This is a genomic window from [Clostridium] citroniae WAL-17108 (assembly GCF_000233455.1).
GTDB lineage: Bacteria > Bacillota > Clostridia > Lachnospirales > Lachnospiraceae > Enterocloster > Enterocloster citroniae.
On the sequence record NZ_JH376422.1, the window covers coordinates 16,967 to 42,744 of the forward strand.

28 protein-coding genes are annotated in these 25,778 nt (G+C 48.7%); 5 read left to right on the forward strand and 23 right to left on the reverse strand.

Going from position 1 to position 25,778, the window contains the following annotated elements:
- Positions 1-10: 10 nt before the first annotated feature.
- The 5 genes from HMPREF9469_RS13205 to HMPREF9469_RS13230 form a co-directional block, all read right to left on the reverse strand.
- Positions 11-886 carry a branched-chain amino acid ABC transporter permease gene (locus tag HMPREF9469_RS13205; RefSeq protein WP_007862673.1) on the reverse strand — a complete coding sequence of 292 codons (876 nt, stop codon included), beginning with the start codon at positions 884-886 and terminating at the stop codon, positions 11-13.
- A 471-nt stretch (positions 887-1,357) separates the two neighbouring features.
- Positions 1,358-2,071: a CAP domain-containing protein gene (locus tag HMPREF9469_RS13210; protein ID WP_007862677.1), complete on the reverse strand. Its 714-nt coding sequence runs from the start codon at positions 2,069-2,071 to the stop codon at positions 1,358-1,360.
- A 166-nt stretch (positions 2,072-2,237) separates the two neighbouring features.
- A complete protein-coding gene (locus tag HMPREF9469_RS13215) occupies positions 2,238-3,731 on the reverse strand; it encodes a Na+/H+ antiporter NhaC family protein (RefSeq protein WP_007862678.1) in 1,494 nt (497 codons plus the stop codon).
- A 429-nt stretch (positions 3,732-4,160) separates the two neighbouring features.
- Complete coding sequence (locus tag HMPREF9469_RS13225) at positions 4,161-4,523, reverse strand: TfoX/Sxy family protein (RefSeq protein ID WP_007862681.1); 363 nt, start codon at positions 4,521-4,523, stop codon at positions 4,161-4,163.
- A gap of 127 nt (positions 4,524-4,650) precedes the next feature.
- Positions 4,651-5,562, reverse strand: coding sequence for a helix-turn-helix transcriptional regulator (locus HMPREF9469_RS13230; protein ID WP_007862687.1), 912 nt, complete (start codon positions 5,560-5,562; stop codon positions 4,651-4,653).
- A gap of 208 nt (positions 5,563-5,770) precedes the next feature.
- Between HMPREF9469_RS13230 and HMPREF9469_RS13235 the strand changes: the two genes are divergently transcribed.
- The gene (locus HMPREF9469_RS13235; RefSeq protein ID WP_007862689.1) at positions 5,771-6,685 is read left to right on the forward strand and encodes a LysR family transcriptional regulator; all 915 of its coding nucleotides are present in this window, start codon (positions 5,771-5,773) and stop codon (positions 6,683-6,685) included.
- Here HMPREF9469_RS13235 and HMPREF9469_RS13240 read toward each other — a convergent pair.
- The 10 genes from HMPREF9469_RS13240 to HMPREF9469_RS13280 form a co-directional block, all read right to left on the reverse strand.
- Positions 6,682-7,851, reverse strand: coding sequence for a mandelate racemase/muconate lactonizing enzyme family protein (locus HMPREF9469_RS13240; RefSeq protein WP_007862690.1), 1,170 nt, complete (start codon positions 7,849-7,851; stop codon positions 6,682-6,684). The two genes, HMPREF9469_RS13235 and HMPREF9469_RS13240, sit on opposite strands and share 4 nt — an antisense overlap.
- Positions 7,848-7,991, reverse strand: coding sequence for a fumarylacetoacetate hydrolase family protein (locus HMPREF9469_RS34075; protein WP_207636596.1), 144 nt, complete (start codon positions 7,989-7,991; stop codon positions 7,848-7,850). Before HMPREF9469_RS34075 ends, HMPREF9469_RS13240 begins: the two co-directional genes overlap by 4 nt.
- The gene (locus HMPREF9469_RS13245; RefSeq protein ID WP_007862692.1) at positions 7,930-8,622 is read right to left on the reverse strand and encodes a fumarylacetoacetate hydrolase family protein; all 693 of its coding nucleotides are present in this window, start codon (positions 8,620-8,622) and stop codon (positions 7,930-7,932) included. Before HMPREF9469_RS13245 ends, HMPREF9469_RS34075 begins: the two co-directional genes overlap by 62 nt.
- Positions 8,623-8,644: 22 nt before the next feature.
- Entirely contained in the window at positions 8,645-9,934 is a 1,290-nt protein-coding gene (locus HMPREF9469_RS13250) for a TRAP transporter large permease (RefSeq protein WP_007862693.1), read from the reverse strand.
- A gap of 15 nt (positions 9,935-9,949) precedes the next feature.
- On the reverse strand, positions 9,950-10,462 hold the full coding sequence (locus tag HMPREF9469_RS30670) for a TRAP transporter small permease (RefSeq protein WP_007862694.1): 513 nt from the start codon (positions 10,460-10,462) through the stop codon (positions 9,950-9,952).
- A gap of 91 nt (positions 10,463-10,553) precedes the next feature.
- Complete coding sequence (locus HMPREF9469_RS13260) at positions 10,554-11,657, reverse strand: TRAP transporter substrate-binding protein (RefSeq protein ID WP_007862696.1); 1,104 nt, start codon at positions 11,655-11,657, stop codon at positions 10,554-10,556.
- A 27-nt stretch (positions 11,658-11,684) separates the two neighbouring features.
- Complete coding sequence (locus HMPREF9469_RS13265; RefSeq protein ID WP_007862698.1) at positions 11,685-12,635, reverse strand: hydroxyacid dehydrogenase; 951 nt, start codon at positions 12,633-12,635, stop codon at positions 11,685-11,687.
- Complete coding sequence (locus tag HMPREF9469_RS13270; RefSeq protein WP_007862699.1) at positions 12,628-13,650, reverse strand: PIG-L deacetylase family protein; 1,023 nt, start codon at positions 13,648-13,650, stop codon at positions 12,628-12,630. Before HMPREF9469_RS13270 ends, HMPREF9469_RS13265 begins: the two co-directional genes overlap by 8 nt.
- 206 nt (positions 13,651-13,856) lie before the next feature.
- Entirely contained in the window at positions 13,857-14,273 is a 417-nt protein-coding gene (locus tag HMPREF9469_RS13275; RefSeq protein WP_007862701.1) for a YjdF family protein, read from the reverse strand.
- Between the two features lie 219 nt (positions 14,274-14,492).
- The gene (locus tag HMPREF9469_RS13280; RefSeq protein WP_007862703.1) at positions 14,493-14,852 is read right to left on the reverse strand and encodes a nucleotide pyrophosphohydrolase; all 360 of its coding nucleotides are present in this window, start codon (positions 14,850-14,852) and stop codon (positions 14,493-14,495) included.
- A 237-nt stretch (positions 14,853-15,089) separates the two neighbouring features.
- Here HMPREF9469_RS13280 and HMPREF9469_RS32960 point away from each other — a divergent pair, with 237 nt between their 5' ends.
- From HMPREF9469_RS32960 to HMPREF9469_RS13290, 3 genes are all read left to right on the forward strand, one after another.
- A complete protein-coding gene (locus tag HMPREF9469_RS32960; protein ID WP_007862704.1) occupies positions 15,090-15,227 on the forward strand; it encodes a hypothetical protein in 138 nt (45 codons plus the stop codon).
- A 20-nt stretch (positions 15,228-15,247) separates the two neighbouring features.
- Positions 15,248-15,883, forward strand: a complete 636-nt coding sequence (locus HMPREF9469_RS13285) for a DUF305 domain-containing protein (RefSeq protein WP_242827919.1) — start codon at positions 15,248-15,250, stop codon at positions 15,881-15,883.
- A gap of 181 nt (positions 15,884-16,064) precedes the next feature.
- On the forward strand, positions 16,065-16,262 hold the full coding sequence (locus HMPREF9469_RS13290) for a hypothetical protein (RefSeq protein ID WP_007862706.1): 198 nt from the start codon (positions 16,065-16,067) through the stop codon (positions 16,260-16,262).
- Between the two features lie 170 nt (positions 16,263-16,432).
- Here HMPREF9469_RS13290 and HMPREF9469_RS13295 read toward each other — a convergent pair whose 3' ends face one another.
- The 8 genes from HMPREF9469_RS13295 to hdhA all read right to left on the reverse strand — a co-directional run bounded on the left by HMPREF9469_RS13295 (position 16,433) and on the right by hdhA (position 24,261).
- Entirely contained in the window at positions 16,433-17,452 is a 1,020-nt protein-coding gene (locus HMPREF9469_RS13295) for a zinc-binding alcohol dehydrogenase family protein (protein WP_007862707.1), read from the reverse strand.
- Between the two features lie 40 nt (positions 17,453-17,492).
- A complete protein-coding gene (locus tag HMPREF9469_RS13300; protein ID WP_007862710.1) occupies positions 17,493-18,506 on the reverse strand; it encodes a tripartite tricarboxylate transporter substrate binding protein in 1,014 nt (337 codons plus the stop codon).
- Positions 18,507-18,582: 76 nt separating this feature from the next.
- A complete protein-coding gene (locus HMPREF9469_RS13305) occupies positions 18,583-20,100 on the reverse strand; it encodes a tripartite tricarboxylate transporter permease (RefSeq protein ID WP_007862712.1) in 1,518 nt (505 codons plus the stop codon).
- A gap of 11 nt (positions 20,101-20,111) precedes the next feature.
- Positions 20,112-20,564 (reverse strand): tripartite tricarboxylate transporter TctB family protein, encoded by a 453-nt coding sequence (locus tag HMPREF9469_RS30675; protein ID WP_007862713.1) that lies wholly within the window; start codon positions 20,562-20,564, stop codon positions 20,112-20,114.
- A gap of 51 nt (positions 20,565-20,615) precedes the next feature.
- Complete coding sequence (locus HMPREF9469_RS13315; protein ID WP_007862714.1) at positions 20,616-21,293, reverse strand: 4-carboxy-4-hydroxy-2-oxoadipate aldolase/oxaloacetate decarboxylase; 678 nt, start codon at positions 21,291-21,293, stop codon at positions 20,616-20,618.
- A 107-nt stretch (positions 21,294-21,400) separates the two neighbouring features.
- Positions 21,401-22,294, reverse strand: a complete 894-nt coding sequence (locus tag HMPREF9469_RS13320; protein ID WP_007862722.1) for a MurR/RpiR family transcriptional regulator — start codon at positions 22,292-22,294, stop codon at positions 21,401-21,403.
- Positions 22,295-22,582: 288 nt separating this feature from the next.
- Positions 22,583-23,404, reverse strand: a complete 822-nt coding sequence (locus HMPREF9469_RS13325) for a GNAT family N-acetyltransferase (RefSeq protein WP_007862724.1) — start codon at positions 23,402-23,404, stop codon at positions 22,583-22,585.
- A gap of 68 nt (positions 23,405-23,472) precedes the next feature.
- Positions 23,473-24,261, reverse strand: a complete 789-nt coding sequence (gene hdhA, locus HMPREF9469_RS13330; protein WP_007862726.1) for a 7alpha-hydroxysteroid dehydrogenase — start codon at positions 24,259-24,261, stop codon at positions 23,473-23,475.
- Positions 24,262-24,468: 207 nt separating this feature from the next.
- Between hdhA and HMPREF9469_RS13335 the strand changes: the two genes are divergently transcribed.
- Positions 24,469-25,737 (forward strand): MFS transporter, encoded by a 1,269-nt coding sequence (locus HMPREF9469_RS13335; RefSeq protein WP_007862733.1) that lies wholly within the window; start codon positions 24,469-24,471, stop codon positions 25,735-25,737.
- Positions 25,738-25,778 lie beyond the last annotated feature (41 nt).

The following is a 25,778-nucleotide window of genomic DNA, read 5'->3' on the forward strand; positions in this document are numbered from 1 at the left end:
CTTCTCCTCCTTATATTTTTTCTGCAATCTGTGCAGGGAACATACCCTGTGGACGGATTAAGATAAAAATGATAAATATCAGCCATACAAAGGCATCCTTGTACGCAGATGACACGTAGGCTCCGATAAAGGTTTCCGCCAGCCCCAGCGCAAACGCTCCAACGATCGCACCCTTCAGGCTTCCGATACCGCCCCAGATGCTTGCCATCCAGGCCTTCATGGTACCATAGGCAAAACCAATCCCCATATAGATCATCTGGTAGTAGGAACAGAACAGAAGTCCTCCGATCACACCAAGGACCGCACCCAGGCCGTATACGATGGAAATCACCCGGTTGGCCGGTATTCCCATCAGTGAAGCTGCCGGAATACTCTGTGAAATACCGATGATCGCCTGACCCCATTTGGTCTTTTTTAGCAAAAGTGAAATAACCATCATCAATACCAGGGAGATCATCAAAATATAGATCTGCAGTTTTCCTATGACGATTCCGCCAATACTGATACTGGACATATCAAAGATCCCCAGATTAAAATTGTAAGTCTCAGTCCCCCAGATCAGCTGTATCAGATTCCTCATGATATAGGCAATACCAACAGCGGAAATGGTGGGCGCCACACGCCCGGAATCCCGCAGCGGCCTGTATGCAAACCGCTCCACAATAACATTTAGGATAAACCCTGCTAAACATCCCAGTAAAATTGCCAGAATTGGATTACACCCCGTTCCAATCATGGAAAATACCACAAAGCATCCAACTGCATACACATCTCCATGGGCAAAATTCAGTTTTTCCAAAATACCGTAAACCATATTGTAACCAATGGAAAGCAGCGCATAGACGCTTCCAATACTCAATGCATTAACTAAATGCTGTAGAAACATGATTACCTTTCTCCTTTCAAGATATATTAAATTTTAGTAACTGTTCAGGACATACGATGTGAAAATGGATGCAAAAACGGACTTATGAGCAAGCTTAACGCCCGCTTTTGCACCCATTTACCCGCCGTCCTGAACTGTTTCGTGTTTTATATGGTCTAAAATGCCGAACCCTTCTGATCTCCCCTTTCCGGCAACCATTCTCATGATCAGATTCATCTGATTTCCCAATGGATTGCTGCATTTTAGCCAAATTGCTTTCTGATCTTTCATTATCACGCATTATTTTATCAGATAATTATATCAAAGTACATTACATTAACTGACTATTTTGTTGCAATACTTGCTATTTATCCGATTATTTCATCTGATAAATGTTATATACGTGCAGAAAGCGCCGATCCCGAATCCGGAATTGACGCTTTCTGTATTGATATCCCTATCCTAACTTCACCCTTTTTAATAAAATTATCTTTACTGGATAAACAGCTGTGTCCAATAATCTACCCCTGCCCCATTCTTATAATGCCCCACTCCAATGGAGGTATAATTTGCATTCAGGATATTGGCCCTGTGGCCGGAACTGTTCATCCATCCTTCCATTACCTGCTGAGGTGTGGTCTGACCATAGGCAATGTTCTCCCCTGCTCCCCTGAAGCTCACCCCTGCTTCGGTCAGCGCCGTGTTAAAACTGCTTCCGTCAGGCCTGGTGTGGGAAAAGGATTTTTCGATCTCCCTGGCCCTGGTCTGGGCAGCGTTTGCAGCTTTACTGTTCACGGTCAGCGGTGACAGGCCGGCTTTGGCTCTTTCCTCATTCACCAGCTTTACCACCTGGTTTGCAAATGCATCCTGGCTTCCATCAGTCTCCGGCTGATCCGGTGTGGTGTCACCCGGCTGGTCCGGCAGCATATTTCCCGGCTGGTCCGGAATTGGGAACTCGGGAAGGGGAAGGCTGTTATCCGGTACATTGGATCCCGGTATATTCACTCCAGGAAACTGGATTCCCGGAAGATTGATGCCTGGCAGGATCTGGTCGCAGTTAGCTCCGTTCATAGTACCGCCGATCACAACCACCTTTCCTCCTGGAATGTTGTATGTACCGGTTGCAGCATACGCGGTTGCAGGGATCGCTCCCGCTGCTGCCAAGGTAGTTGCTGCTGTCAGTAGGCAAATTGATAATTTTTTCATGGTATGTTCCTCCTATTGTTACATAAATATTACATTTTTGTTACAAAAGGATAATACCACATAATTAATGGAAATACGTTAGGAGATAGATGGTAATTCTGGAAACCATTACTCTATCTGATCCATTTTTAAGGTGTAAGGAATATCAATCAAAAAGCGATATCTATCATGCAATCGTTTCAATGATGGTTTCTGCCGTGGTTTCCGCTAAGGTCTCTTCCACATTTTCTTCCATATTCTTTTTCACATATCCAACAGCATCTTCCGCCTTTTCATCCAATTTCCTGCCAACTCCGGTAACAGCTGAAAAAAGGAAGACCAGGGCAATTACAAACGCATGGACCGTAAAGGGAATCATAGCCAGCGGATTGGTAATGGACGGGCACCAGGAATAGGTGGCCGCTGCCGCTGCTGCGGTTGCACACATCAGGATGCTCTGTCCGCCCCATGGCATGGTATACCCAAACATGGCCTGCACTGAGTCTGAGAAATTTGCCGCCCGGTACAAAGAGATGTGGTACTCTTCAGCAATCCCTTTCATAATAGGACCGGCTACGATCTGGGATGTCACATTGTTGCAAAGGCCGAATGCGGACAGCGCGATCACAAACCAGTTTGTGACCTCAGCCTGTCTGGGCGTCTTGATGAATCTCTTGATCTTGCCCAGAAGGGATCCTACTGCACCGCTGGATATCATGGGCTGAATAACTGCCGCACTTAAGATGATAAATACGATCAGGCCAATAAAGCCTGAAATACCTTCTATCAATGCTCCGCCGATCCCGGAATCCGTTACATGTATGATAGCGCTCCATGTCAGAAGTCCGGAGGGAATCCCCATTATAACGGCAAGCACGCCCCCCATTGACATACACAGGATCAGGTTGATACCCCGGAATGCCAGGACGATCACCAGGATCGCGGGGACGAGCATGATCAGCCCTTTAGGGTCCGCCTGGCCGGTGATAAGGGCATACTGTTCTGCGGATATGGAAACACCGCTGTCCAGGATAAAACCAAGAGCCGTAATCAGGCAAAAGGATATCCCCCCTGCCACCAAAGTATATGGCAGACGTGTTTTTACAACTCCGGGAATATCCACTCCCATAGTGGCAGCAGCCACAATGGTGGAGTCGGATACCGGGGCAAGATTGTCCCCAAAGGCACCTCCGCTGACAATGGCTCCGGCCATCACAAGGGGATTGACCCCCAGTGCCACACCTGCCGGATATAAAAGCGCACCAATTGTCACAATAGCTGAACTGCCGGAACCATTGGATGTGGAATAAATCGCTGCCACAAGAAAGGTAATACCCGCAAAAAATCCTTTGCCTATGTTAAAGGTCAGCCCCATCCAGACCAGACCGTTTCCCAACCCGGAAGCTTTCAGGATACTTGCAAACATACCGGCAAAGATCCAGCAGAAAATAGGTGTGATATACAGCGGAGATGCTGCACCGTGGATGATGGCGTCAAAATACTTTGCCGAGTCAGATGCCAGCACCATCCCCAGCATAATGCATACACAGGCTACCACCCAGAATGCTTCCATAGCAGCCAGCCCCATTGCGGAACATCCCAGCAGTCCCGCAACCATGAGCAGAAACGGGATAAGACTTGTGTACTTCCCACCTCTAAAAGAAAGAACTTCGTTATTCATTTTTTTCCTCCTCAATACTTAGTGTACTCTCGGGATCCACTGGTACTCAGATCTGCGAGATGATTTTTTGTCAGTTGTACGCAACCGGCGGAAAATCAGCCGCAAAGATGGGGCCGGGGAGATTCCTAAAATGTACCTTACATTTTTTGGTAATCTCAATCCTTTTATCATATGGCCATTAGACGCCCTATGCATAACAGCCATCTTTAGGACTATTATAAAAGGATTAATTGGGAAAATCTTGGTTTATCTTCCCGGATTACTGTACTATTTCGTCAGTATTGCATTAAATATTGATTATTTCATCGGGTTATTGTACTATTTTGTCATCCTAACAGGAAGGTGGGGGCATTGAGAAATACACCATGGAAGTATTCAGATGAAAAAAAATAGATCTGCCAAAATGGCAGACCCAAAGTACAGACAGGTTTAAGTTTTATTTTTGGAAACCTGAGAGGTAAGCGCCTTCTTCCCCTCTCTTTTCCCAGTCTTCGGCTCGGGCAGCGCTTCGCACGTCACTATCACAAGTTCTGTGAGAAACCCGGCGTCATCCAGGTCCTCCACCAGGTACATTCCCGGCCGGCCTCCATGGGGAGCCGTTGGTTTTGCATCCGGCAGCATCCTGTGTCCCGCCTCCGTTATCTTAACGTAGAACTGGTTTTCTTCCACTGTGCCGAAGAATTTACCTCCGCACCACAGCCCGTACTCGCCGAATAATTTCTTATATGTGATCACGCCGGCACCGGCCAGCTGTGATGCAACATACTGGACATAGTCCAAACTTGAAGCCATCCGTCTTACCTCCTCTCAATCCAGTGCCCCATTCATCACAGATACAGCCGCAGCAGGTAACGGTCTTCTCCATACAGCACCCCGTTTCTTTTTTTCATTGTACCATTGCAAACAGGACAACTGTATGTCATGTTTGCTCATACTGCTTACAAAGTACATTTGCAATCTGTAACAAGTCCTCCCTGAATTCTGCCGGTTCCAAAAGCTCGATCTGGCTTCCCAGGCTGAGTATCCATGACAGCAGATTCTCCTTGTCCGAATATCCGGCCTGAAAAAGCAGCCTGCCGTCCTCCATCTCTGTCAGACTCTCTACTCCAAATTCCTCCACCACCCGCCACTTGATCTGGGGCTGGCAGATGGCTTTTACCCGGAACCGGATGGGGAAGGGACCATTGGGTTCATTTTCATATGCAGGCATATCACGCTTTTTAAAATGCTCCCCTTTCAGTTCCAGATCCACCATCCGGTTCAGCTTAAACATTCTGTAATCCTGTCTGAGACAGCAATATCCCCACACATACCAGGACGCCCACTGGAATACCAGGGTGTAGGGTTCAATGGTCCGTCCTGTTTCCCCGGACGGAGAATAGTATGAAAAATGGATCAGGCAGCTGTCCTCAATGGCATCCTGGATCAGCTTGATCTTTGGGGTCAGGGATTCCTTGTACCAGGAGGACAGGTTGATCACAATATGGCTGTCCACATTGATCAGGTCCTGGTTTCCAACCGCCAGCTTGTCCATAAGCTGCTTGTACCGGCTTGTACCGGACACGCTGTCCAGGCTGCGAAGCCCGGCCAGGATAGACTGCATTTCCCGTGAAGTGAGAAGTGTCTTATCCATGCGGAAGCCTTCCATAATGGAAATGCCTCCTCCTGCTCCTCTTGCCGTGACAATAGGGATACCGGCCATACAGATATCCTCAATGTCGCGGCTGATGGTCCGCCGTGAAACCTCAAACTTGTCCGCAAGGTAGGGCGCAGTGACTTTTTCTCTTTGGAGAAGAATGGAAAGTATGCCAATAAGGCGGTCTATTTTCATGTGTGTTAACCTCGTCTGCAAATGGAATATCATCTATCATATACCATAACACACAATGGCCTGTTTGAGAATTGCTTTCTAATGGAAGAAATATCCCCCCTTGCTTGCAGTTGCCGCTGTTTTATTGTATAAATAAGCTAACCGGACAGACCAGCATTACTGCCATGCCGGGGCATATCATGCAATCAATCGCAAAGGAGATACAGCATTGGATTTCCGATTATTAGAATATATCGTTAAGATAGCAGAAGAAAATAATATAACCAAAGCATCTGAAAAACTCTTCATTTCCCAGTCAGCCCTTAACCAGCAGCTCCTGAAACTGGAGCAGGAGCTGGGAACCAGGCTGTTTCACCGTTCCAGGACAAACTGGCACCTTACGGAAGCAGGAAAGATTTATGTGGAAGGTGCCAGGGATGCGTTAAAGATCAAGCACGACACCTATACGCGGATCCAGGATATCTGCGATTCCAAAACAGGCACGCTTACCATCGGACTGACCCATGGCAGAGGGATCTATATGTTTGCTTCCCTCTACCCGGAACTTCATTCACGCTATCCCGGCCTGGACCTCAGACCGGTTGAAATGAATGTGTACAAGCAGCAGGAAGCCATTGTCCAGGGCTCCATTGACATGGGCTTCCTCGCCCTTTCCAGGGAGCAGCGGACCAGTGATTGCTATGAAAACCTGATTTCCGAGGAAATGGTGCTGGCCCTTCCTGCATCCCATCCAGCCGCCGGATCTGCCAATCCTCCCGGCCGGCCTCTGGCAGTGATCAACCTGGACCTGCTAAAGGACACTCCTTTTGTACTTTTATTTAAGGAATCCTCCCTGCATGAAATTGTGGATAACGCATTTAAGGAGGCGGGCTTTGAGCCCAGCCTCCTATTTGAGACATCCAACACGGTCAGTATCTTAATGATGGTCCAGTCCACCTATTGCTGCGGTGTAGTGCCCTATTTTTATTCCCGGAAATATCCGGAAGGCGTGGTATATTTTGCCCTTCCCGGTCACCCCTGCTGGGACCTGGCCATCTCCTACCGCAAAGACATATACCTGAGCAGCGCTGCCCGGGACTTTATTGAACTTGCCAAGGAATATTGGGAAAACCAAAAGGGCTAGATCCTGTATTTCTCTATGATCTCTTCCCTCAGTTCGATGCCCAGACCCGGAGCATCACTTAAAGTGATCACTCCGCTGCTGTCGGGACGCAGGGGTTCCTTTAAAAGCCCATCCCTGAATATATTATCACTCAGGTCATATTCCATGGTTGCCCCATTGGGAATCGCGCAAGTGAAATGCACGCTGGCGGCCAAGAGGATACCGGAAGACCAGACATGGGTTGTGCATTCCATGAAATTGGCCTCTGCAATGGCTGCAATTTTTCTGGCTTGTGTGATGCCGCCGCACCAGCTCAAGTCAGGCTGTACCATATCCATTGCCCCCATCCGTATCATCCTCATATAATTAGTGGCCAGGCATTCTGTCTCATAGCCGGTTATCCTGGTCACCAGGTCAGCAGCCAGCCGGGCGCTTCCCTCATAATCATCCGTGCGGACGGGTTCTTCCAGAAAATGGATGCCCAGCTTATCGTATTCCTTTCCCGCAGCCAGCGCATCCGGGTAACTCCAGGCCGCATTGGCATCCAGCATAAGCTGGCAGTCATTTCCCAGGGCCTTTTTCACAGCAGCCACCCGCTCAATGTCCTCCTCCATGGTCACCATTCTGCACTTGTCCGGCCGGTTAAATACTCCCAGGGAAAACGGGGTATCTGTGCGGGCAACCTTGATCTTAACGCCCCTCATCCCCATGTCAGCGTAATGCTCCGCTTCCTGCACCAGCTCCCTGATCCCCTTGTTCTCCATATAAAAACCGCCGCTGCCATACACGGGAGCAGATCTCTTAAATCCTCCCAGCAGCCGGTAGAGAGGGGTTAATGCAGATTTTCCAAGCAGGTCCCACAGTGCAATATCCACTCCTGACAGGGCGGAGATCAGGATTCCTGACCTTCCGTGCTGAAAATGCGCAAAGAAACACTTGTGCCAGATACGCTCCACATCCCTTGGGTCTTCCCCTATGAGCATGGGGGCGATCTCCTGTTCCAGCACTGTCAATGTGGACTGCACCGGCCCTCCGTAGGCAGCCGCCTCCCCCAGCCCTACCAGGCCATTGTCCGTATAGATCCGAACCAGAAGCAGCTGCCTCTGGCTGCATTTTCCCACACCGCTGTAGATTGGTTCCTCCAAGGGATATACCATGGGAATGCATTCCACTTTCTCTATCTTCATGGTTTTACCTCTTTTACTGTCATTTTATTTTTTAAGATGCCAATTCCCTGTATTTCCACTTCAACCGTCTCCCCCACTTTAAGTGGGCCCATTCCCACCGGTGAACCGGTAGCAATCATATCGCCCGGATACAGTGTCATATACGTTGAGATAAAGGAAATGAGATATGGGATGGGAAAAATACAGGTCTGACGTGCTCATATGCTGCCTCACCTGCCCCTGGACCCGTGTCTCAAGGATCAAATCGCCTCCATCGATCCCGTCCGCGATGACAGGACCCAGAGGGGCAAATGTATCCGCCCCCTTTCCCCTGGTCCACTGCCCGTCCTCTTCCAGCATGGTCCTGTCTGTCACATCATTGATGCAGGTGTATCCAAACACATGGTCCAATGCTTTTTCCTCCGGAACTTTGCTGCACCGTTTCCCCATCACCACTGCCAGTTCCCCTTCAAAGTGGATCGTATGGGCAGGATCCGGACAGATGATCCTATCATCCGGCCCAATGACCGAGGAACCAGGCTTTATAAAAAGTCTGGGGCAGGAGGGCGGATCCATATGTTTGCTGCTCAGGTGGGATTTGTAATTTGCGCCCACCCCCACGATCTTCCCCGGCTCACAGGGCGGCAGCAGTTTTGCCTCCCGCAATCCGTACTTTCTTCCAATCAGCCGGTACTGTGAAAAGATATCCCCCTCCAGTTCTTCTATCTCCTGTCCGGATAAAATACCCCTTCCAACATGTCCGTCCGGACTGCAAAATCTTACATACTTCATATTTCCCTCCCCTTAAGACCGCCTACTGGGTCATAACGCCTGGAAGCAATGTGGAAATGCCCGGGAATATCATACACAGCAGGATCACAAGCACCAAAGCGCTGCAGAATACAAGGGAGTGCTTCCCTATGGACATCACTGACCTTCCGCTGTAACCGCAGGCCACAAACAGGTTCGTCCCAAAGGGTGGTGTGGCCTGGCCAATCGCCATGGTGAACACAAAGATCAGGCCGAACTGGATGGGATCAATGCCAAAGGCCACTGCCACCGGCGCCAGCATGGGGGCCAGGATCAGGATAGAAGCCGCCACATCCATAAACATCCCCAGGAACAGGAGCAGGATGATCACTCCGATCATAAACATGTAGCGGTTGCTCACATTGGCAATCAGAAACCGGCTCAGTGTCGCGGGTATCTGGTAAATGGTGAGCAGGTAGCTGAAGGAGGTGGCCGCCATGCACAGAATCATCACATTGGCTGTTGTCCGGCAGCTTTCTTTGATCACGCGCCTGAATAAAGCAAGATCCATATCCCGGTAGATCACAGTGGCACAGATGAGCCCATAGGCTGCCGCCGCCACACCTGATTCCGTGGGGGTGAAGATCCCCGTGTAGATTCCTCCCAGAATAATAATGGGCATCAGCAGGGCCCAGATGGAATCCTTCAGGGTCTTAATCACCACTTTTGCCTCAAATCCCTCATTTCTTGGATAGGATTTCCTTTTTGCGAACACGTAGCACATGATGCAGATGAAAAACGCCCCCATCAGACCCGGGATCACGCCTGCCATGAGCAGCTTACCCGGCGAGACGCTGGCCACGTTCCCGTACAGGATGAACAGCACACTGGGCGGTATGATGACTCCCAGAACTCCTGCCGCTGCCGGGAGGGCTGCTGCATAATCCTCCGGGTATCCCAGGCGCTTCAGTTCCGGATACATGATCCCTCCTATGGCTGCCGTGGTGGCCACCGCCGACCCGGATATGGCTGCAAAAAATGTACACGCGATCACACATACCAGGGAAGCTCCTCCGCTGATGTGCCCCACCAGACTGTTGGCAAAATCCACCAGGCGCTTGGACAGCCCTCCATACTGCATGATGGCACCTGCCAGCACAAAGAAAAAGATTGCCAGCAGGGAGTACTGCAGCCCCCCTGCAAACATCCTCTGCACCAGGATGGGCAGGGCATCCAAAGTTCCTCCCGCCGCCACGGAGCAGACACAGGCCAAAACCAGCGACCACACCAGGGGCACTCCCAATACCGCGAAGACGATCACGGATACGATAAGAACAATTGCTGCTGTAGACATTTCCCTTCCTCCCCTCTATTTTCCTGTGCCCGCTTCGTCCGTCTCCCTGCCTGACAAAAACCGGATATCATGGATGATATGCACTGCCTTCATCCAGACCAGGAGCGTGAAGCTCAGCGGCATACAGAAATACAGGTATGCCGTGATGATCTTTAAGGACGCGGTCTTTTGCGGGAATGCCAGGGAGTTTCTGATCATCAGGACACTTCCGTACAGGAAGGCCGCACAGGCGGCCAGGCCCAGCAGTTCACGGACCATCAGGACCGTCCTTCTCCCTTTCGGATCTTTTAACCGCAGGACCTCGATCCCCAGTTCATTCCTCTCCCTACAGGCTGCATACAGCGCCAGGAAGATGATCCACACATACATATAGGTGCTCAGTTCCTCCGACCAGGTGATACTGGAATGGAACACATACCGCCCCAGCACCTGGGCCAGGTTCACTGCCAGCATGACCACGCTGGCAGCTCCCAGGAACACATCCAGTACCCTCTGGATTTGTAAATTGATCTTGTCTATGGTTTTCACCGATCCACAGCTCCTTCCGTTACATCCTTACACATTCGCCCATGTCCCCTCTATCATACATATTACATATATCATACATGTTACACCTGTCCTATTTGATCTTATCCAGCCATACGGAAAACTGGGGATACTGTTCGTACACCACCTCCATCTTGTCCGCAAACGGCTGTAGCTGCGGATAGGTCACCTCACATCCCTTTTCCTCCAGCTCCTTGGCCGCCTTCTCATTCTGCTCACGCACCAGCTTTTTCTGGTTCGCTGTGGCTTCCTTCATGCATTCCATAAAGAGTTCCTGGTCCTCAGGGGACATGGATGCCCAGGCCTTGGGGGACACGATCACCCCCAGAGGGCTGTACACATGGTTGGTCACTGCAATATAATGGCATACCTCAAAGGTGGAATTGGCGATCAGGGAGTGAAGGGGATTGTCCTGGCCGTCAATGGTACCGTTCTGGTTGGCCACATAGGCATCGGACAGGGACATGGGCACCGGGTCCGCCCCAAGTGCGGTCCAGAGAGCCTGGTGCACCTCATTGCTCATAACCCTCAGCCTGAGCCCTTTTACATCCTCCACTGAGTTGATAGGCCGGGCATTGTTGGCAAGACATCTGAAGCCGATCTCCCACCATGCCACCAGCTTCATGTTGGCATGGTCGGCCAGGGCCGCCAGTTCTGCACCAACCTCACCGTCCAGGACAGCATCCACCTCTTCAGCCGTGGTGAACAGATAGGGCATGTCGAACACACCGTAATCCGGCACGTAGTTTGCAACAATGGAGCTGGCAGGACAGGCCATCTCCAGAGTACCCATCTGGACGGATTCACACAACTGGGACGCATCCCCCAGCTGGGAGTCCGGATAGATCTGGATGGACCATTTCCCAGGCGCTTTCTCGTCCAGCAAGGTGCAGAAATACTCCATGGCCTCATAATTGGGGTTGGATGTGGAATCCACTGTTCCCCATTTCCAGTTATATGTAGTTTCCGATGCCGCAGGAGCCGCCTCCTTTCCGGCTGGTGCGCTGTCTTTGGACTTGTCCTCCTGGCTGTCCTTTGCCTGGCTGTCCTTTTCCTGGCTGTCCTGGGCCGCTGCCGCTGTTGTCCGGGGCGCTGCCTCCTTGGAACCGCAGGCAGTCATTCCCACCGCCAGTATCATCCCCATTGCAAGTGCTAATAAACGTTTGCTTTTTCTCATAGTCTTAACCCTCCTGGTTTTTATTTTTTACTTTTGTGGTTTATTGACCGGCCATGCAGGTGTCCTGCCTGTCAGTACCTCATCTACTCCCATGGCTGCATACAGTGACATTCTGTCCTTGCTCTCCTCGGAAAGCCCTGAGTTATGCTGAGACAGTATTACCTGTTCCATGGACAGCAGAGGACTGTCCTTCAGCGGCTCCTGGCTGTAAACATCCAGCGCCGCTCCACTTAGATGTCCTTCTTTTAATATACGCACCAGATCCTCCTCCACATAGACATCGCCTCTGGCACAATTAATAAAATAAGCTCCCTTTTTCATCATAGAGAACAACTGGTAATCAAACATTCCCCTTGTCTCAGGTGTGGATGGGATATGAAGGGACACAAAATCCGCTTCATACAAAATCTCATCCAAACAGCCGGTAAAACGGATTCCTGATAAGGGCTGGGCATTTGAATGGATATCATATGCAATAACGTCCATGCCCAGGGCACTTATAACCTTATCCGCCACCAGCTGGCCAATACGTCCAAATCCCACAAGACCAAGGGTCTTACCCTTAATCTCATATCGCTCCATGGATAAACGGTATGTCCAGTCCTTGGCCCGGGTTTTCCGGTCCGCCTGCACCAGGCCGCAGCTCAGCGCCAGTATCAGCCCCACCGTATACTCCGCCACAGCATTGATATTGGCAGTGGGGCCGTTAACCACCTGGATTCCCAGCAATTCAGCTTCCTTCACTGCAATATTGTCCACCCCTGTTCCGTGGCGTCCAATGACCTTCAGCCTTTTTCCGGCTTCCAGCACCTCTTTTGGGTATCTGGCATTCCTCACGATCAGCCCATCCGCATCCTCGATCTCGCGCTTTAAGCTTTCCACATCCGTGGGGACCCCTACCCTGAGTTCATACCCCCGGTCGGTAAGATATTGTTTTCCTGATTGGGCAATATCCTCCGGTATCAGTATTTTATACATATCCGTCCTCCTTGATAAAACGCTCCTCCAATGATGATACAGGCAGACAGTCCCCCAGATAAGGCACATACCGCTTAAACCCCTCTGCATACTGGATACTGCGCCTGCCCCTTGACCAGTCATTTGCCTGTACCCCCCGGTTCTTTGCACACCGGGTGTAGTATTCCACCAGCTGGGGCTGGGCTGCAAACAGCTTGACCGCCTGTATCTTTTTCTCAAAGACATCTCCAATGTCCAGGTATGTGTCTATCTCAAAATGATTAAATTCCGAATGGGGCATGGTGGTCTCAAAGAAAAAGATATCCGGAATAAAGTGGGGATCCGTATCCGGTATAGCTCCTCTCATCCCGCATGCACTGACAGCCCTGACAACCGCCTTGCCTGTGATTTCATGGTCCATGTTAAAGGGATCGTCAATCCAGTGGGTCAATATCACATCCGGGCGCAGATCCATGATTCGGCAGATTAGATCCTGTACTCTGGAAGTTCCCATATCAAGAGGATAATCCCCATAGTCAAAAAACTCGATCCTTTTTACTCCCATGAACGCTGCCGCTGCCTGGGCTTCCGTCTTGCGGCAATGCTTCACCTCCTCCACATTGGTCCCCCAATGATCCTTCCAGTAAGCCCCTGATTCACCGTGTTCACCAAAGGTCAGGGCATATACCGTTACCTCCCAGCCGGCGTTTACATATTTTAAGATAGTCCCTCCGGCCCTTGTACACCAGTCAGCGCCATGTGCGCTGACCACCAGCATTTTTTTGCTCATATCCGGTTCCTTTCCAAAACATATTACAGACTCCGGCCGGCTCCACGGCTGCCATAATGGATTTTTGGTTTTTTCCATAATGCCCTCAGGTCTTATATCCTCCGGCTGAGGGCCAACCAGTCCTGTGCTGGAAGCATTTAACATTACTTTTACTGTAACACAGGACCGTTGTATCTCTTGCTGGTAAAAACTGGTATAGCTTTCCGCAGCCTGCACCGCTTCCGTACACACAGGTGATAACTCCATTTAGCAGACATCCAATGGTTCAGATCGTCCAATGACCGTCACAATGTATAATATGTTGATGTTTTTTATGTCTTTATTATAATTAATATACAAATACAAGTAAAACGCATAATCGCAATAGCTCTCTAAGTAAATCTTAGAGATTGGCGATGCGCGGAAAAAACAGAATCAGCCTGATTTTATGGCAAAAAAACACAGAGGCAGTATTACCTGCCCCTGTGCTTTTCCTTCTTTTTTTGCTGTTTCAGTTCAAACTGGCGTCTGGCCTCCGTTTCCTTTTTCTCTCTGCTCACGGCCCTTCTGTCAGTCTTCATCTGCTCCTGCTGCAGTTTCAGGGCCTGTTGGGATTTGGTTCCCATGCCCGTATCCTGAAGTTCCCTTCTCACCTGACGCTGGATGCGCTTTGGATTTACATGGTTCTCCTTTACAGCAGCTGCCACAGCCGGACTGAACCGCAGACTGTAGTAATTTTTCATAAGGAATTCCTGTACCTCATAATCCCTTGGCTCCGGGCCAAAGGTTATTTTGCTCACAGTCATCCTGCCCTCCGACACCCGTTCCAGGATGCCGATCCAGAAAGGATCCTCAAAAAATACTCTCAGCGCTACCGATACTTTGTCCATGACAATTCCTCCTTTAAGATGTTATGAACAAAGAATGGACGACCAAGGAGGAGGGCTACTTAGAAGAACTGCCTGTCAATACCGGTTCCGGCAAAGGAACAGGGGTCTTCCGTCCGGACTACCAACCGGATCTGCATGTGATACATGCGCTGTGTTTTTATCTTTGTAATCACTATTATATTATAAGAAGGGGGAATGCGCCAGCGTATCTCTTAATCTCTATCCATGTATTTTTATGTTTTTTCCTTTAGAATTCTCAATGGTATACCGCTGACCGTTTTTGTTCACTTTATCAGTCAGCGCATCATAAAGATCAATATCATTCATCTGGGCAAACCTTAAAAGAAAGAAAAGTGTATCCGCCAGTTCCTCCTGAATGTGGCTGCGTACTGTTTGGTCTGACATCAGTTCCCTCATCTGCTCCTCTGACTGGAATCTGAATATATCCAGTAACTCATTGGCCTCTGTGGATATCCCGATTGCCAGATCCTTGGGATTATGGAATTGGTCCCAGTCTCGGGCCTCGCAGAATTCTTTTACAATCTTCTTCATACTCCCTATTGTTATTGTTTCATCCATAGCTTCTCTCCCACATTTCATTAAATAACTTCATAAAAATCACTTTGATGCATGATACTAGTCTATCACAAAGCAAAGCCCGGATAAATATTTTTTTAATGTTTCCTCCCGGATTCCTTTGTGTACTCTCCAAGTCTCCTCCATTTTCCCCTGCTGGTATATTTTCCAGAAAACAACAAATAATAAGACCATTCTATTATAAAACCACCCATTAAACATTTACAGGAGACTTAAATTATGAACAACAAGAATATGCGTTTATGGATTATCGGAATCTGTGTTGCACTGATCATCATCATTGTAGCTGCTGCAGCTGCCATGACAAAAAAAGCGACAGCGGTCAGGAGACCGGCACTACCTCTGAAAGCGGCGTGACCGCGGACAGCAATGCTTCCATGGGTTCAGGTGATCAGGCAGCCCAGGGCAGTTCCATGTCCGACAGCCACATGGACCACTCTTCCCATGGCGGCCAGGCAGCCGGTACAGATGATCTGAGCCGGTATCTCACGGAACAGGATTCCATCATGATGAACATGATGGAGGACATGATGATCCGTGAAAAATCCGGAAGTGCTTCCATTGACTTTCTCAAAGGCATGATCCCCCACCATGAGGCGGCCATTAAAATGTCGGAGAGCTACCTGAATTACGGCGGAGAGGTATCTGATCTGCAGACCCTGGCACAGGACATCATTACGGCTCAGAAAAAAGAACTGGTGCAGATGAATGACCTGATCAAAAAATATGAGGAAGAAGGTAAGAAAAACCAGGATAAGGAAGATGCCTACCTGGCAAAATACAGCGAAATGTTTTCTGATGATTCCATGTCACACCACATTAATCCTTCCGGCGTTGACAACATTGACCAGGCTTTTGCCGAGGGCATGATCATGCATCACCAGATGGCCGTGGACATGGCCAAGGACATCCTGGACTATACGGATGAGGAAGAGGTAAAACAGCTGGCACAGGAAATCATCGATGTTCAGGAAAAAGAAATAGAACAAATGCAGAAGCTGATTCAGAAATAATCAGCAAACCCAAATATATCTCCGGAAATAGGCATTCACACAGCCCTCTCCGGAGATATTTTTATACTAACACCAAATCATTTTTTTACGATATCTTAATTTACTTTCCCCCCACCCTTGTGCTATTCTGATTTTACTTAACAAAAACCGACCCATAAGACCAACTTGAAAGGAGCCTTCTATGGATGAAGAAATGGTAATCGGACAATGGCTTTTCAGAATTACCCAGGAATGTATCCAAAACTACGGCGCTGACTTTGAATATCTGATCATGGCCAACTTTTTCCCGGGACAGCTATGCCGGGTGAAGATCCTGGCAGATCAGATCATCATCACTCCGGAAACACCGTCCATGTCTCCGGAACACATGTGTCACTGAATACATCTGTCACTGAATACATCTGTCACCGAATACATCTGTCACTGAATACATCTGTTACTAAATGTAGGGCGTCTGCTGTTTTCTGCATTTTAGTACTGCCGCGGATGAGAGAACGTAACCGCTCTTTCATCCGGCCGCCCCACAGGCGGGGGAATTTGAAGATCGAGCTATATCATCACATTTACCTTCATATAATTTCCGGGATTTTTTTCAATATCCCTTATGGTATCTGCAGCCTCATCCAGGCTTACGGTTTTAGTCAGGATCTGTCTTGCGTCCACCTGCCCGGAATGGATCAGCCGGATCGCTTCCTCAAATTCATTTGCACTGGTCCTGGCCCCGCGAATGTCCACTTCCTTTTTGGTAATCACATCAGTAGGGAGAGGGGTTTCATTTTTCGGCCATCCTGTCAGGGTTATCCTGCCCGCATTGCACACCAAGTCAAGAGTGGACCTGACGGCTGCATTTGCGCCGGAGCATTCCATTACCAGATGGGCCATGTTCCCGCCTGTGTACTCTCTGACCTTTTCTTCTGCATTTTCTTTTCTTAAATCAATGGTGTACCTGACTCCCAGCTGCTTTGCCTGCAAAAGCCGTTCTTCCACCAAATCAATCATAATCGGCTCTGCGCCGTAAGCAAGGGCTGTCATGGCAGCCAGCATTCCGATGGGGCCGGCTCCGATGATCGCAGCATATTCTCCTGCTTTTAATCCTCCTCTGTGGATACCGTGAAGGGCTATGGTAAGAGGTTCCGCTATGGGAGCTAAATCCCATGGCATATCGTCCGGAAGTCTGACCAGCATGCTCTCAGGATGGACAAAATATTCCGCCATACCTCCCTCAGCATGAACTCCCAGAACCTTTAGATCCGTACAGCAGTTGGTCCTTCCAATGGAACATGGATAGCAGTGGCCGCAGTATAAATAGGGATCCACGATCACATGGTCACCCGGCTTCAGCTGTCCCCGGTTATCCTCTGATATGGAAATGATCTCACCTGCAATCTCATGTCCGATGACCCGGGGATAGGATACCAGGGGATTGGTCCCCCTGTATGCTCCAATATCAGAACCACATATCCCCGCTGATCTTACCCGTATAAGGGCTTCCCCCTTTTTCGGCACCGGCATTTCCTTTTCCACACAGGCCACATCCCATGGTTTTTCAAATTTAATCGCTTTTATCATCATAGCCTCCAAAGAATTTCATTTTATGCAGTCTTTTTTATTATTCGTCCAACAGATCAAAGATTCCCTTGATCGACTCCTCCTGCTGCTCCATCCACTGTTCAAAGTCATCACCGTAGATAGGTGTTACAGCAATTCCCTGCTTTTTTGCTTCTGCCAGCTGATCCGGATCTTCCATGGTTGCTTTCAGCGCTTTCAGAAGTGCCTCTTTGGCAGCGGGATCCAGCCCCTTTGCTGCGATCACGCCACGGCTGGAGGATGCAGCTACCTTGATATCATTTTCATAGGTGCACTGGACATCAGGCAAATATTCGCTCCGCTCCTGGGACAATACCACAACCGGCATAATCTCTTCACCCTTGTTAACAGCCTCACTCACATTACCCATGAGAACATCGATATGTCCGCCCATGACTGCTGCAAATCCTTCTGCGGAATTCTGATAATGCACATGCTGGAATTCAAACCCAAGTTCCTTTTCCAGCATGGCAACCGCCACCGCATCATCCGTCCTGGCCCCCGCAGTACCAATGGTCACAATATTATTTTTAGCATATTCAAAAAATTCCTTGGCATCTTTAAACCTTGTCTCATCCTTTTTAGCCATGATGATATTGTCATCTGACGTGTACAGGGCCAGGAACTCGAAGTTGGTCCTGTCCATCCCAATGGATGCCGCCGGGTCCAGGTATCCTGTCAGCATATTGGGGAAGTTTGCATAGGAGATCATGGAGCCGTCAGTAGGAGATTCTGTCAAATGTTTCCAGCCTACCCAACACGCGCTTCCCCCCATATTAATCACGTCCACAGATGCCCCCAGATGCTTTTCCAGGTAGGGCGCCAGGAAACGGGTATTGTTGTCCATTGCCCCGCCCGCATCACTCGGGCATAAAAATGTGAGTTTAGGAACAGGATAACTCCCCTTTTCCTCTCCGGCTGCTGATGAAACAGCTGCTGCCGTAGTATCCGTCTCCTGTTTCTTATCCTGGGAACACCCTGCGGTCAATGCCACAGCCAGACATAATGCTGCTGCTAATAATCTGTTTTTCTTCATAACCATTCTCCTTTATTCCGCATGACCATGAGTTTACATAACTCATAAAGTCACATAATCTGCAAGTTCACATATTCTATGAGTCTACGTTTCTTTTCTTCATTCTGGACGAAATAATCGGCGATACCAATGAGCCGATGATCAAAAGTCCGAACAGCCAGCACAGGGGCCTGGAACCATAATAAGTAAATACATTCCCCTTTACCATCTGAAGGGAATTGATCAGGTTACGCTCCGCCATAGGACCTAATATTAATGCCAGGACCACGGGGGCTGCAGGCATATTGATCTTCCTCATCAGATAACCCACCACTCCAAAAAACAACATTACAAAAATATCAAATACATTGTTTCTGATTGCAAATGAACCAATGACTGACAGCAGCATAATAACGGGAAGAAGGATCCCCAGAGGCATGGCTGCCAGCTTTACCGCCCTTTTTGCAATGAGAAACCCAAAAATTCCCATGAGGATATTTGCCAGCAGAAAACCGATCAAAATCGCATATGTTATAGAACCGTATTTATTAAACAGGTCATGGCCCGGGGCAAATCCCTGAACGGTCAGGGCTCCCAGAAGCACTGCTGCGGCTCCGCTTCCAGGTATGCCAAGGGTCAATGCGGGAATCAATGCGCCTCCGCATACCGCGTTATTACCCGCCTCAGATCCTGCGATTCCTTCCAAGCTCCCTTTTCCAAACATTTCCTTGTGTTTGCTCTGGGCTTTTGCATCGTTATAGCCAACCCAGGATCCGATATCGCCGCCGGCCCCCGGCAGGATGCCTACAAATATTCCCAGAACAGATGCTCTCAACATAACGGGAAGCAGGGTGCGCATTTCTTCTCTGGTCGGGAAAAAGCTTCCCTTCATATTTTTTGCATTTTCAATCTGCTGATTGAGTTCATCATCTGCTTTTCCCTTTTTCCTGATAGCGTCATTCAGTTTTTCTGACTGGATCAGGACCTGGGAAATGGAAAACAATCCAATCATAGCCGGCACCAGCTGTATTCCGCTGGCCAAGTTCAGGTTTCCGAACGAATACCTTGCATACGGGAAAATATTCATGCCTACCATTCCCAGCAGCAGTCCGAATACCGCTGCCACAAGTCCCTTGAGCATGTTGCCTCCGGAAAGGCTTCCCACAATGGTCAAACCAAAGATTGCGATCAGGAAATACTCCGGTGAACTGAACATCAGCGATACCTTTACAAGCTGCGGCGCCAGAAAAAGCAGGGCCACTGCGCTGATCACACCGCCTGTGACGGAACTGATACTGGATACTCCCACGGCCTTCAGGCCCTTTCCCTGCTTAGTCAGTTCATATCCGTCAATGGCTGTCGCAGCGGAAGCAGGAGTTCCCGGCGTATGGATCAGGATTGCGGAAAAACTTCCTCCATACACAGCCGAAACATAAACAGCCGCTATCATAATCATGGCCGGAGCAGTTTCCATTCCATATGTAATAGGTATCAGAAGGGACATTCCCATGGTTGCGCTGAGTCCGGGCAGCGCTCCGATGAGAAGTCCGCCTGCGGTGCCTGCAACTAAAGCGATCAGACACTGTACTGTAAATAGTTCTTGTATAATCCCCATCATATTCCCTCCTAACCCAGGATCCCTGCCGGAAGAGGCACACCCAGCTGCAGTGTAAACAGGCAGTATACAAAGGCCATGACCACTGCTGTTGTAATTAAAATTGTTTTAATATTCCTGATGCCCATAAAATACATGTAAATGACCAGCATAGCAGGCGTGGAAATGTAGAATCCGATATAGATCACCGCCAGTACATAGAGGATCAGCAGGGCCAGCACAATGACCGGACTCTGAAATTCACCCAGCCTGGCCGGCTCCTCATCGGTAGGCACATCCTTTCTGATCTTCCTTATACTGTCAAATATCAGCAGAACACCCAATACCATTAGGCCGGAAGAAACAATTTTGGGAAACATGGACGCCTTACCCGGCATAACCAGTGACAATACAAACGCTGCAACACCAACCATTATGATAACTACGGCAGCAATCATATCCTGCCTGTATACTTGCTTATTCATATTCCATTCCTTTCCGGGTAAGTATCCATACCCCTAATCCATGAGGCAGTATCAGCACTCTTCGCTCAGATTAAGCGCCCGGAATTCCTTCTCAAAGGTCTGGAAGGTTACGGTGCCGTCCAGCTTTGCCTTTACCAGTGTATTATCCTCATGCTGTTCCCTGGCAACCGCAAGCTCGTAGATCTCCTCCGCCTGCTCCCTTGGAACCACAACCACGGAATCATTATCCGCAAAAACCAGATCCCCGGGATGAACCAGAACACCACCCACAACAATGGGATGGTTGATGGTGCCGCCCAATGCCTTGGTGCTCCGCTTTACACCAATGCCTCTTGAAAATACCGGAAAATTGATCTCTTTCATCATCATGGTATCCCGGACACTTCCATCCGTCACCATTCCTGCCGCTCCCATGGTCTGGGCAGCATTGCTCATGATCCCGCCCCACATACCGCCGGATTCCTGGAAACCGTCACAGGTGATAACGATCACATCTCCTGGTTTAGCCATGGAAATGGCCTTGTGAAGCATCAGGTTATCACCCGCTCTGGCACAAACAGTCAATGCGGTTCCGCACATTCTGGAACCTGGCCATACCGGACGTATATCGTGGTTCATTGCCCCGTTGACCTGCATACACTCATTAATGGATGCACTCTCTTCTAATTTAGAGAACTTTTCTACAAGTTCCTGGCTTACCTTTTCGTAGTTTTTAATGATATCAAACATATGATTGCTGCTCCTCTCTTATGGTCAGGCGTGTCTGGAGTATGCTCCCGGAGCAGGATCATTCCTGTATGGAAATACCCCGGGGAAAATAAACTTCCGGACACGGCCTAGAATTTCACACGCTCCTTACTGATGGAACCAACTGCAAAATCATACCGTTTTAATTCAGATACCTGATGCATATTCTTTACATTTTCCTCTATATCTGCATTGTTCCTGACAATATAGCCAATCTGAAGTGTGTGCAGTGTGATCATCTGGCAGATGGTGGTGGTGGGAAGATCCAGGGGACTCTGGTTATCCCGGTGGGTGGTGCACAGGCATACATCGGAATACTTGGTTACAAGGGAATCATTAAGGCCTGTAATACAGATGGTGGTTGCTCCATTTTCCTTTGCCACCGCCAATGTATCCACCACATCCTTGATGTAACCGCAGTTTGTAATTCCAATCACCACGTCCTGTTCCCCTAAAAAGGAAGCGGTTCTGATCTGCGCCAGAGGGTCCTGGATGGTATAGCTGGGTATACCCAGATTCATGAATGTATTGACTGCAAGAAGTGCGATCCCGCTGGCGCTGCCTTCCCCGCATACCAGGATCTGTCTTGCCCTGGACAATGCATTGATGGCTCTTTCAATTTCCTGATTATCCGTGTATAAAATACTGTTATTAATGGCGTTCTTGGAAAATTCAGCCACCTTCTGCTTGATCGTCCCGGCACTGTCATGGTTACTGATCTCAATCTGTCCGCTCAGAGGAGACAGGATACCCTTCTGACAATAAAATTTAAACTCTGCATAACCCTTAAATCCTAGAGTTTTACAGAACCTAACCACGGTTGAAACACTGGTTCCTGTGGCTGCCGCCAAATTATTAATGCTGCTGTCCTCATTTACAAAATCATTGCTTAAAATATAATCTGCAATTTTCTTCTCTGACTCACTCATAACGCTGTACTTGCTTCTTATCCGTGATACGTATTCCTCAACATCCTTTACCATTTGATCCCCACCTTTCCTTTTTTTTCGTAATTCTGTTGATGAAAAATTTTTCATATTTTATTTAAGTTTCTGAAACTATTTTTATTATACCAAAATGTTCCTGCGGGTCAATAATAAAATCATACAATTTATTTAGACTTTATTATGCAACATGCATAACTTCACGGACCTTTTTATAAATACTGGGTGAAAATCTTTTCACGTACAACTTTTAAACATAAAAATCCCACCAAGCCCAATTTGCCGGCCGGCGGGATCTCTTAGATATCAGATAGTTATTTTCATATTTTATTTGTAACTGTTCAGGACATCCCATGCGAAAATGGGGGCACTCTCGTCTGTATATAGTTCAAATGCCGTATACTCATGGTCGTAATGATAACCAAGCTTTTCAGCCAGTGCAACCGACCACATGTTATGGGCGTCCCAGCTGGGATACAGATTCTGTTCCAGGCACTCCAGAATCAATTTTGCCCCGCATGCGTACGCCAGGCCCTTTCTCCGGTATTCTTCCTTGGTGTCGATCTCGATTTCAATGCCGCCTCTATAAGTCGCATAGGAGGATGCACCGGAAACCGGCTGCCCATTTTTTAGGGCAACCACTCCAATGCCAAGTTTCCGGTACATTTCATAATCTGCATATTGGGACACCAGGTCCCTGCTCCACTCCCTGGACCTGCACAGATGATAAAGCTCTTCATCCATCATTTTCAGGGAAAAGCCGGGCCGCAGGGAAGAGACTGCCCGGTGCAGCTTTTCTTTATCAAATACATCCAGTTCTTTTTTGATCGCATACCGGGTGATCCTCTTTGCATTGTCCCTGTGACAATCCCAGATCAGCTGTGCCCAGCCGTCATTTTGGGGAACCATTATGATATACGGTCCGCAGCCGTCCGGCCTGAACATCACCAGTTCCCTGGAGGGAACACCTGCAAGGAAACAAAAATCCCCAAGAAAAGCCATGGCTGATCCGGGAGTCTCCTGAGACTTCCCATTATACACAGCATATATGTCTCCCATTATATTCTGCAGGCAGGACCAGATGATGGTTTCATCCCAATGGGCAAAAATATCCCCGGCCTGCTCCGGATCGGTTAATTTTATGATCATAAAAACATCTCCCATTCTCTCATCTTTCTACAGATTATTGTAATGGAAGATATCTAAGAAAGATAGCACTATTTTCTCATCATATCCCCATACTGCGGGGTTCCGATCCCATATCCTCCCGCAACATCCAAAATATGTCCTGTTATATATGCGGAGTCATCACAAGAAAGGAAAAGGACCGCATTGGCAATATCCTCCGGAGTTCCCATCCGGTTTAAGGGGATGTGGGACAGAAAGGATTTCAGAAATTCTTCAGGCATGTTTTCCAAAGCCGCATCCGTGGCAGTAAGGCCCGGCAGAACTGCATTGCAGCGGATGTTCCGGCGGGCGAACTGCACGGCGATCTGCTGGGTTATGTTGTTGATCGCTGATTTTGAAACACCGTAGCCGATCCTGGTGATATCCGGGATCATTCCCCCGATGGAGGAAATATTCACAATGGAACCGCCGCCCGCCCTAAGCATGTGCGGGACCACAAGCTTGGATATGCGGTAAACGCTTCCCAGGTTCAGGTCCAGTATATCAAAAAAAGCCGACTCGCTGCCGCTGACCAGATCCAGGTCCTCTGCCGGTCTTCCAATGCCAAAATTATTTACAAGAATATTAATTTGACCGGCTTCCTGGACGGTCTCCTCCACCATGGATTGATAGCTTGATCTGTCCGTGGCATCAAAATAAACCGGAACCATTTTATATCCCTTTTCACGGTATTCATCACATATTTCCTGGGTTGCCTGAAGCCTGCGCACTCCCATGTAGACGCTGGCACCGGCTTCAGCCAGTTTCAGAGCGCACGCAAGTCCGATTCCCTTTGTGGCAGAGGTGACCAATGCCACCCTATTTTCCAGTTTTTTCATAAATTCACCATCCTTATCTATTCATCGCGAATAGTATTTGGATAAAGTCTTAATTTATTCCCTTTGTCTTCATAGCAGGAATAAAAATGAAACAGAAGAGGAAAATAATCCTGAGATCCTATACCGGGATGTGTCAGAAGACAAGGCGGGCAGACAGCAGAAGCCAAAATTTCAGGCACTCTCCGATGGTAAGAGAGGCGGGAATCTATGAAAAAAAAGAACATACATTATGCATGGTTCATATTATTGGGCGTTATCTTAATCCGTGGTTTTGCGGGAGGCGGACTGAACACCACCTCCGGCCTATTCCTGCCTCCTGTTTCACAGGAACTGGATGTGGGAATCGGTACACTGTCTATCTACTTCAGCATCACCTCCATTGTCATGGTCTTTTGGCTGCCCTTTGCCGGAACGCTGATCAACCGGTATGATATCCGGGTGATGGCTGTGGCAGGCGCTGTGCTTCAGACCCTTTCCTTTATGGCGTTCGGTTTATTAAACCAGGTGTATGGCTGGTATATCCTGTCCATTCCTTACGCTATGGGCGCAACCATCTTAGTCAGCCTGCTGGGCCCCATCCTGATCAACCGGTGGTTTACAAAAAATGCGGGATTGATGATGGGGATCCAAATGGCCTTTGTGGGATTATTCGGAGCAGTACTGCAGCCTGCCGCATCCAATATCATTTTCCGCCAGGGGTGGAGGACCGCATATTTTCTCATGGGCGGAGCGGCTTTTCTTGTTGTAATCCTCACATCACTGATCCTTCTCCGCAACAAACCGGAGGATAAACATCTCTCCCCCCTGGGCGCCGATATCCGGCCTTCCAAACAGGGCAAAGCAGGATCCGGAGAAACCACTGAAACGGTTGAGATCCCGGAAAAAACAGCCATTTACTCCATCTCCTTTGCCCTCTTGCTGTTGTTTATGATCTCCATAACCGGCATCGGCGTCTTTTCCCAGCATATTCCAAACTATGGCTCCCTGTTGGGCTACACCCCAAGCCAGACAGGAAAAGCACTTGCATTGGCTTCCGTGGGCAGCGCCATCGGCTCCATTGCCATCGGTATCATCAGTGACCGGATCGGCAGCCTGAAAACATGTTATGGAATGATCGGAATCGGCTTTTTATCCATTTTCGGATTCCTGTTCAGCGGAAATGGGTTTGGCATATTTGGCCTGTCAGCCTTCTTACACGGGCTGGTAAGCTCAAGCATCATGGTCCTGGCTCCTATCCTGACACTGAAATTTTACGGGCGCACTGACTATGAGAAAATCTTTGCCAAGCTGTCCATGGGAGCTCCCATATCCTCTATTGTCCTGATACCTGCGTATGGATTTATCTTTGACCTGACAGAGAGTTATCAAACCGTGCTTGCCGCAATGCTCTGCCTGTTGGTGATTGCATTGTTAAGCATTACCTTGGGATGGAAAAACAGGTGCACCCAGGCGGGATGTGCATTGTGGAAGAAATGAGAAATGTTGGTTTGCGGCTTCGATGCCATGGCAATGGATGA

Excerpts from the sequence above, each read along its gene's own strand:
- HMPREF9469_RS13205 (WP_007862673.1), bottom strand. The coding sequence starts at position 886 with ATGTTTCTACAGCATTTAGTTAATGCATTGAGTATTGGAAGCGTCTAT.
- HMPREF9469_RS13210 (WP_007862677.1), bottom strand. The coding sequence starts at position 2,071 with ATGAAAAAATTATCAATTTGCCTACTGACAGCAGCAACTACCTTGGCA.
- HMPREF9469_RS13215 (WP_007862678.1), bottom strand. The coding sequence starts at position 3,731 with ATGAATAACGAAGTTCTTTCTTTTAGAGGTGGGAAGTACACAAGTCTT.
- HMPREF9469_RS13225 (WP_007862681.1), bottom strand. The coding sequence starts at position 4,523 with ATGGCTTCAAGTTTGGACTATGTCCAGTATGTTGCATCACAGCTGGCC.
- HMPREF9469_RS13230 (WP_007862687.1), bottom strand. The coding sequence starts at position 5,562 with ATGAAAATAGACCGCCTTATTGGCATACTTTCCATTCTTCTCCAAAGA.
- HMPREF9469_RS13240 (WP_007862690.1), bottom strand. The coding sequence starts at position 7,851 with ATGAAGATAGAGAAAGTGGAATGCATTCCCATGGTATATCCCTTGGAG.
- HMPREF9469_RS34075 (WP_207636596.1), bottom strand. The coding sequence starts at position 7,991 with ATGACACTGTATCCGGGCGATATGATTGCTACCGGTTCACCGGTGGGA.
- HMPREF9469_RS13245 (WP_007862692.1), bottom strand. The coding sequence starts at position 8,622 with ATGAAGTATGTAAGATTTTGCAGTCCGGACGGACATGTTGGAAGGGGT.
- HMPREF9469_RS13250 (WP_007862693.1), bottom strand. The coding sequence starts at position 9,934 with ATGTCTACAGCAGCAATTGTTCTTATCGTATCCGTGATCGTCTTCGCG.
- HMPREF9469_RS13260 (WP_007862696.1), bottom strand. The coding sequence starts at position 11,657 with ATGAGAAAAAGCAAACGTTTATTAGCACTTGCAATGGGGATGATACTG.
- HMPREF9469_RS13265 (WP_007862698.1), bottom strand. The coding sequence starts at position 12,635 with ATGTATAAAATACTGATACCGGAGGATATTGCCCAATCAGGAAAACAA.
- HMPREF9469_RS13270 (WP_007862699.1), bottom strand. The coding sequence starts at position 13,650 with ATGGAGTTATCACCTGTGTGTACGGAAGCGGTGCAGGCTGCGGAAAGC.
- HMPREF9469_RS13275 (WP_007862701.1), bottom strand. The coding sequence starts at position 14,273 with ATGGACAAAGTATCGGTAGCGCTGAGAGTATTTTTTGAGGATCCTTTC.
- HMPREF9469_RS13280 (WP_007862703.1), bottom strand. The coding sequence starts at position 14,852 with ATGGATGAAACAATAACAATAGGGAGTATGAAGAAGATTGTAAAAGAA.
- HMPREF9469_RS32960 (WP_007862704.1), top strand. The coding sequence starts at position 15,090 with ATGAACAACAAGAATATGCGTTTATGGATTATCGGAATCTGTGTTGCA.
- HMPREF9469_RS13285 (WP_242827919.1), top strand. The coding sequence starts at position 15,248 with ATGGGTTCAGGTGATCAGGCAGCCCAGGGCAGTTCCATGTCCGACAGC.
- HMPREF9469_RS13290 (WP_007862706.1), top strand. The coding sequence starts at position 16,065 with ATGGATGAAGAAATGGTAATCGGACAATGGCTTTTCAGAATTACCCAG.
- HMPREF9469_RS13295 (WP_007862707.1), bottom strand. The coding sequence starts at position 17,452 with ATGATAAAAGCGATTAAATTTGAAAAACCATGGGATGTGGCCTGTGTG.
- HMPREF9469_RS13300 (WP_007862710.1), bottom strand. The coding sequence starts at position 18,506 with ATGAAGAAAAACAGATTATTAGCAGCAGCATTATGTCTGGCTGTGGCA.
- HMPREF9469_RS13305 (WP_007862712.1), bottom strand. The coding sequence starts at position 20,100 with ATGGGGATTATACAAGAACTATTTACAGTACAGTGTCTGATCGCTTTA.
- HMPREF9469_RS30675 (WP_007862713.1), bottom strand. The coding sequence starts at position 20,564 with ATGAATAAGCAAGTATACAGGCAGGATATGATTGCTGCCGTAGTTATC.
- HMPREF9469_RS13315 (WP_007862714.1), bottom strand. The coding sequence starts at position 21,293 with ATGTTTGATATCATTAAAAACTACGAAAAGGTAAGCCAGGAACTTGTA.
- HMPREF9469_RS13320 (WP_007862722.1), bottom strand. The coding sequence starts at position 22,294 with ATGGTAAAGGATGTTGAGGAATACGTATCACGGATAAGAAGCAAGTAC.
- HMPREF9469_RS13325 (WP_007862724.1), bottom strand. The coding sequence starts at position 23,404 with ATGATCATAAAATTAACCGATCCGGAGCAGGCCGGGGATATTTTTGCC.
- hdhA (WP_007862726.1), bottom strand. The coding sequence starts at position 24,261 with ATGAAAAAACTGGAAAATAGGGTGGCATTGGTCACCTCTGCCACAAAG.
- HMPREF9469_RS13335 (WP_007862733.1), top strand. The coding sequence starts at position 24,469 with ATGAAAAAAAAGAACATACATTATGCATGGTTCATATTATTGGGCGTT.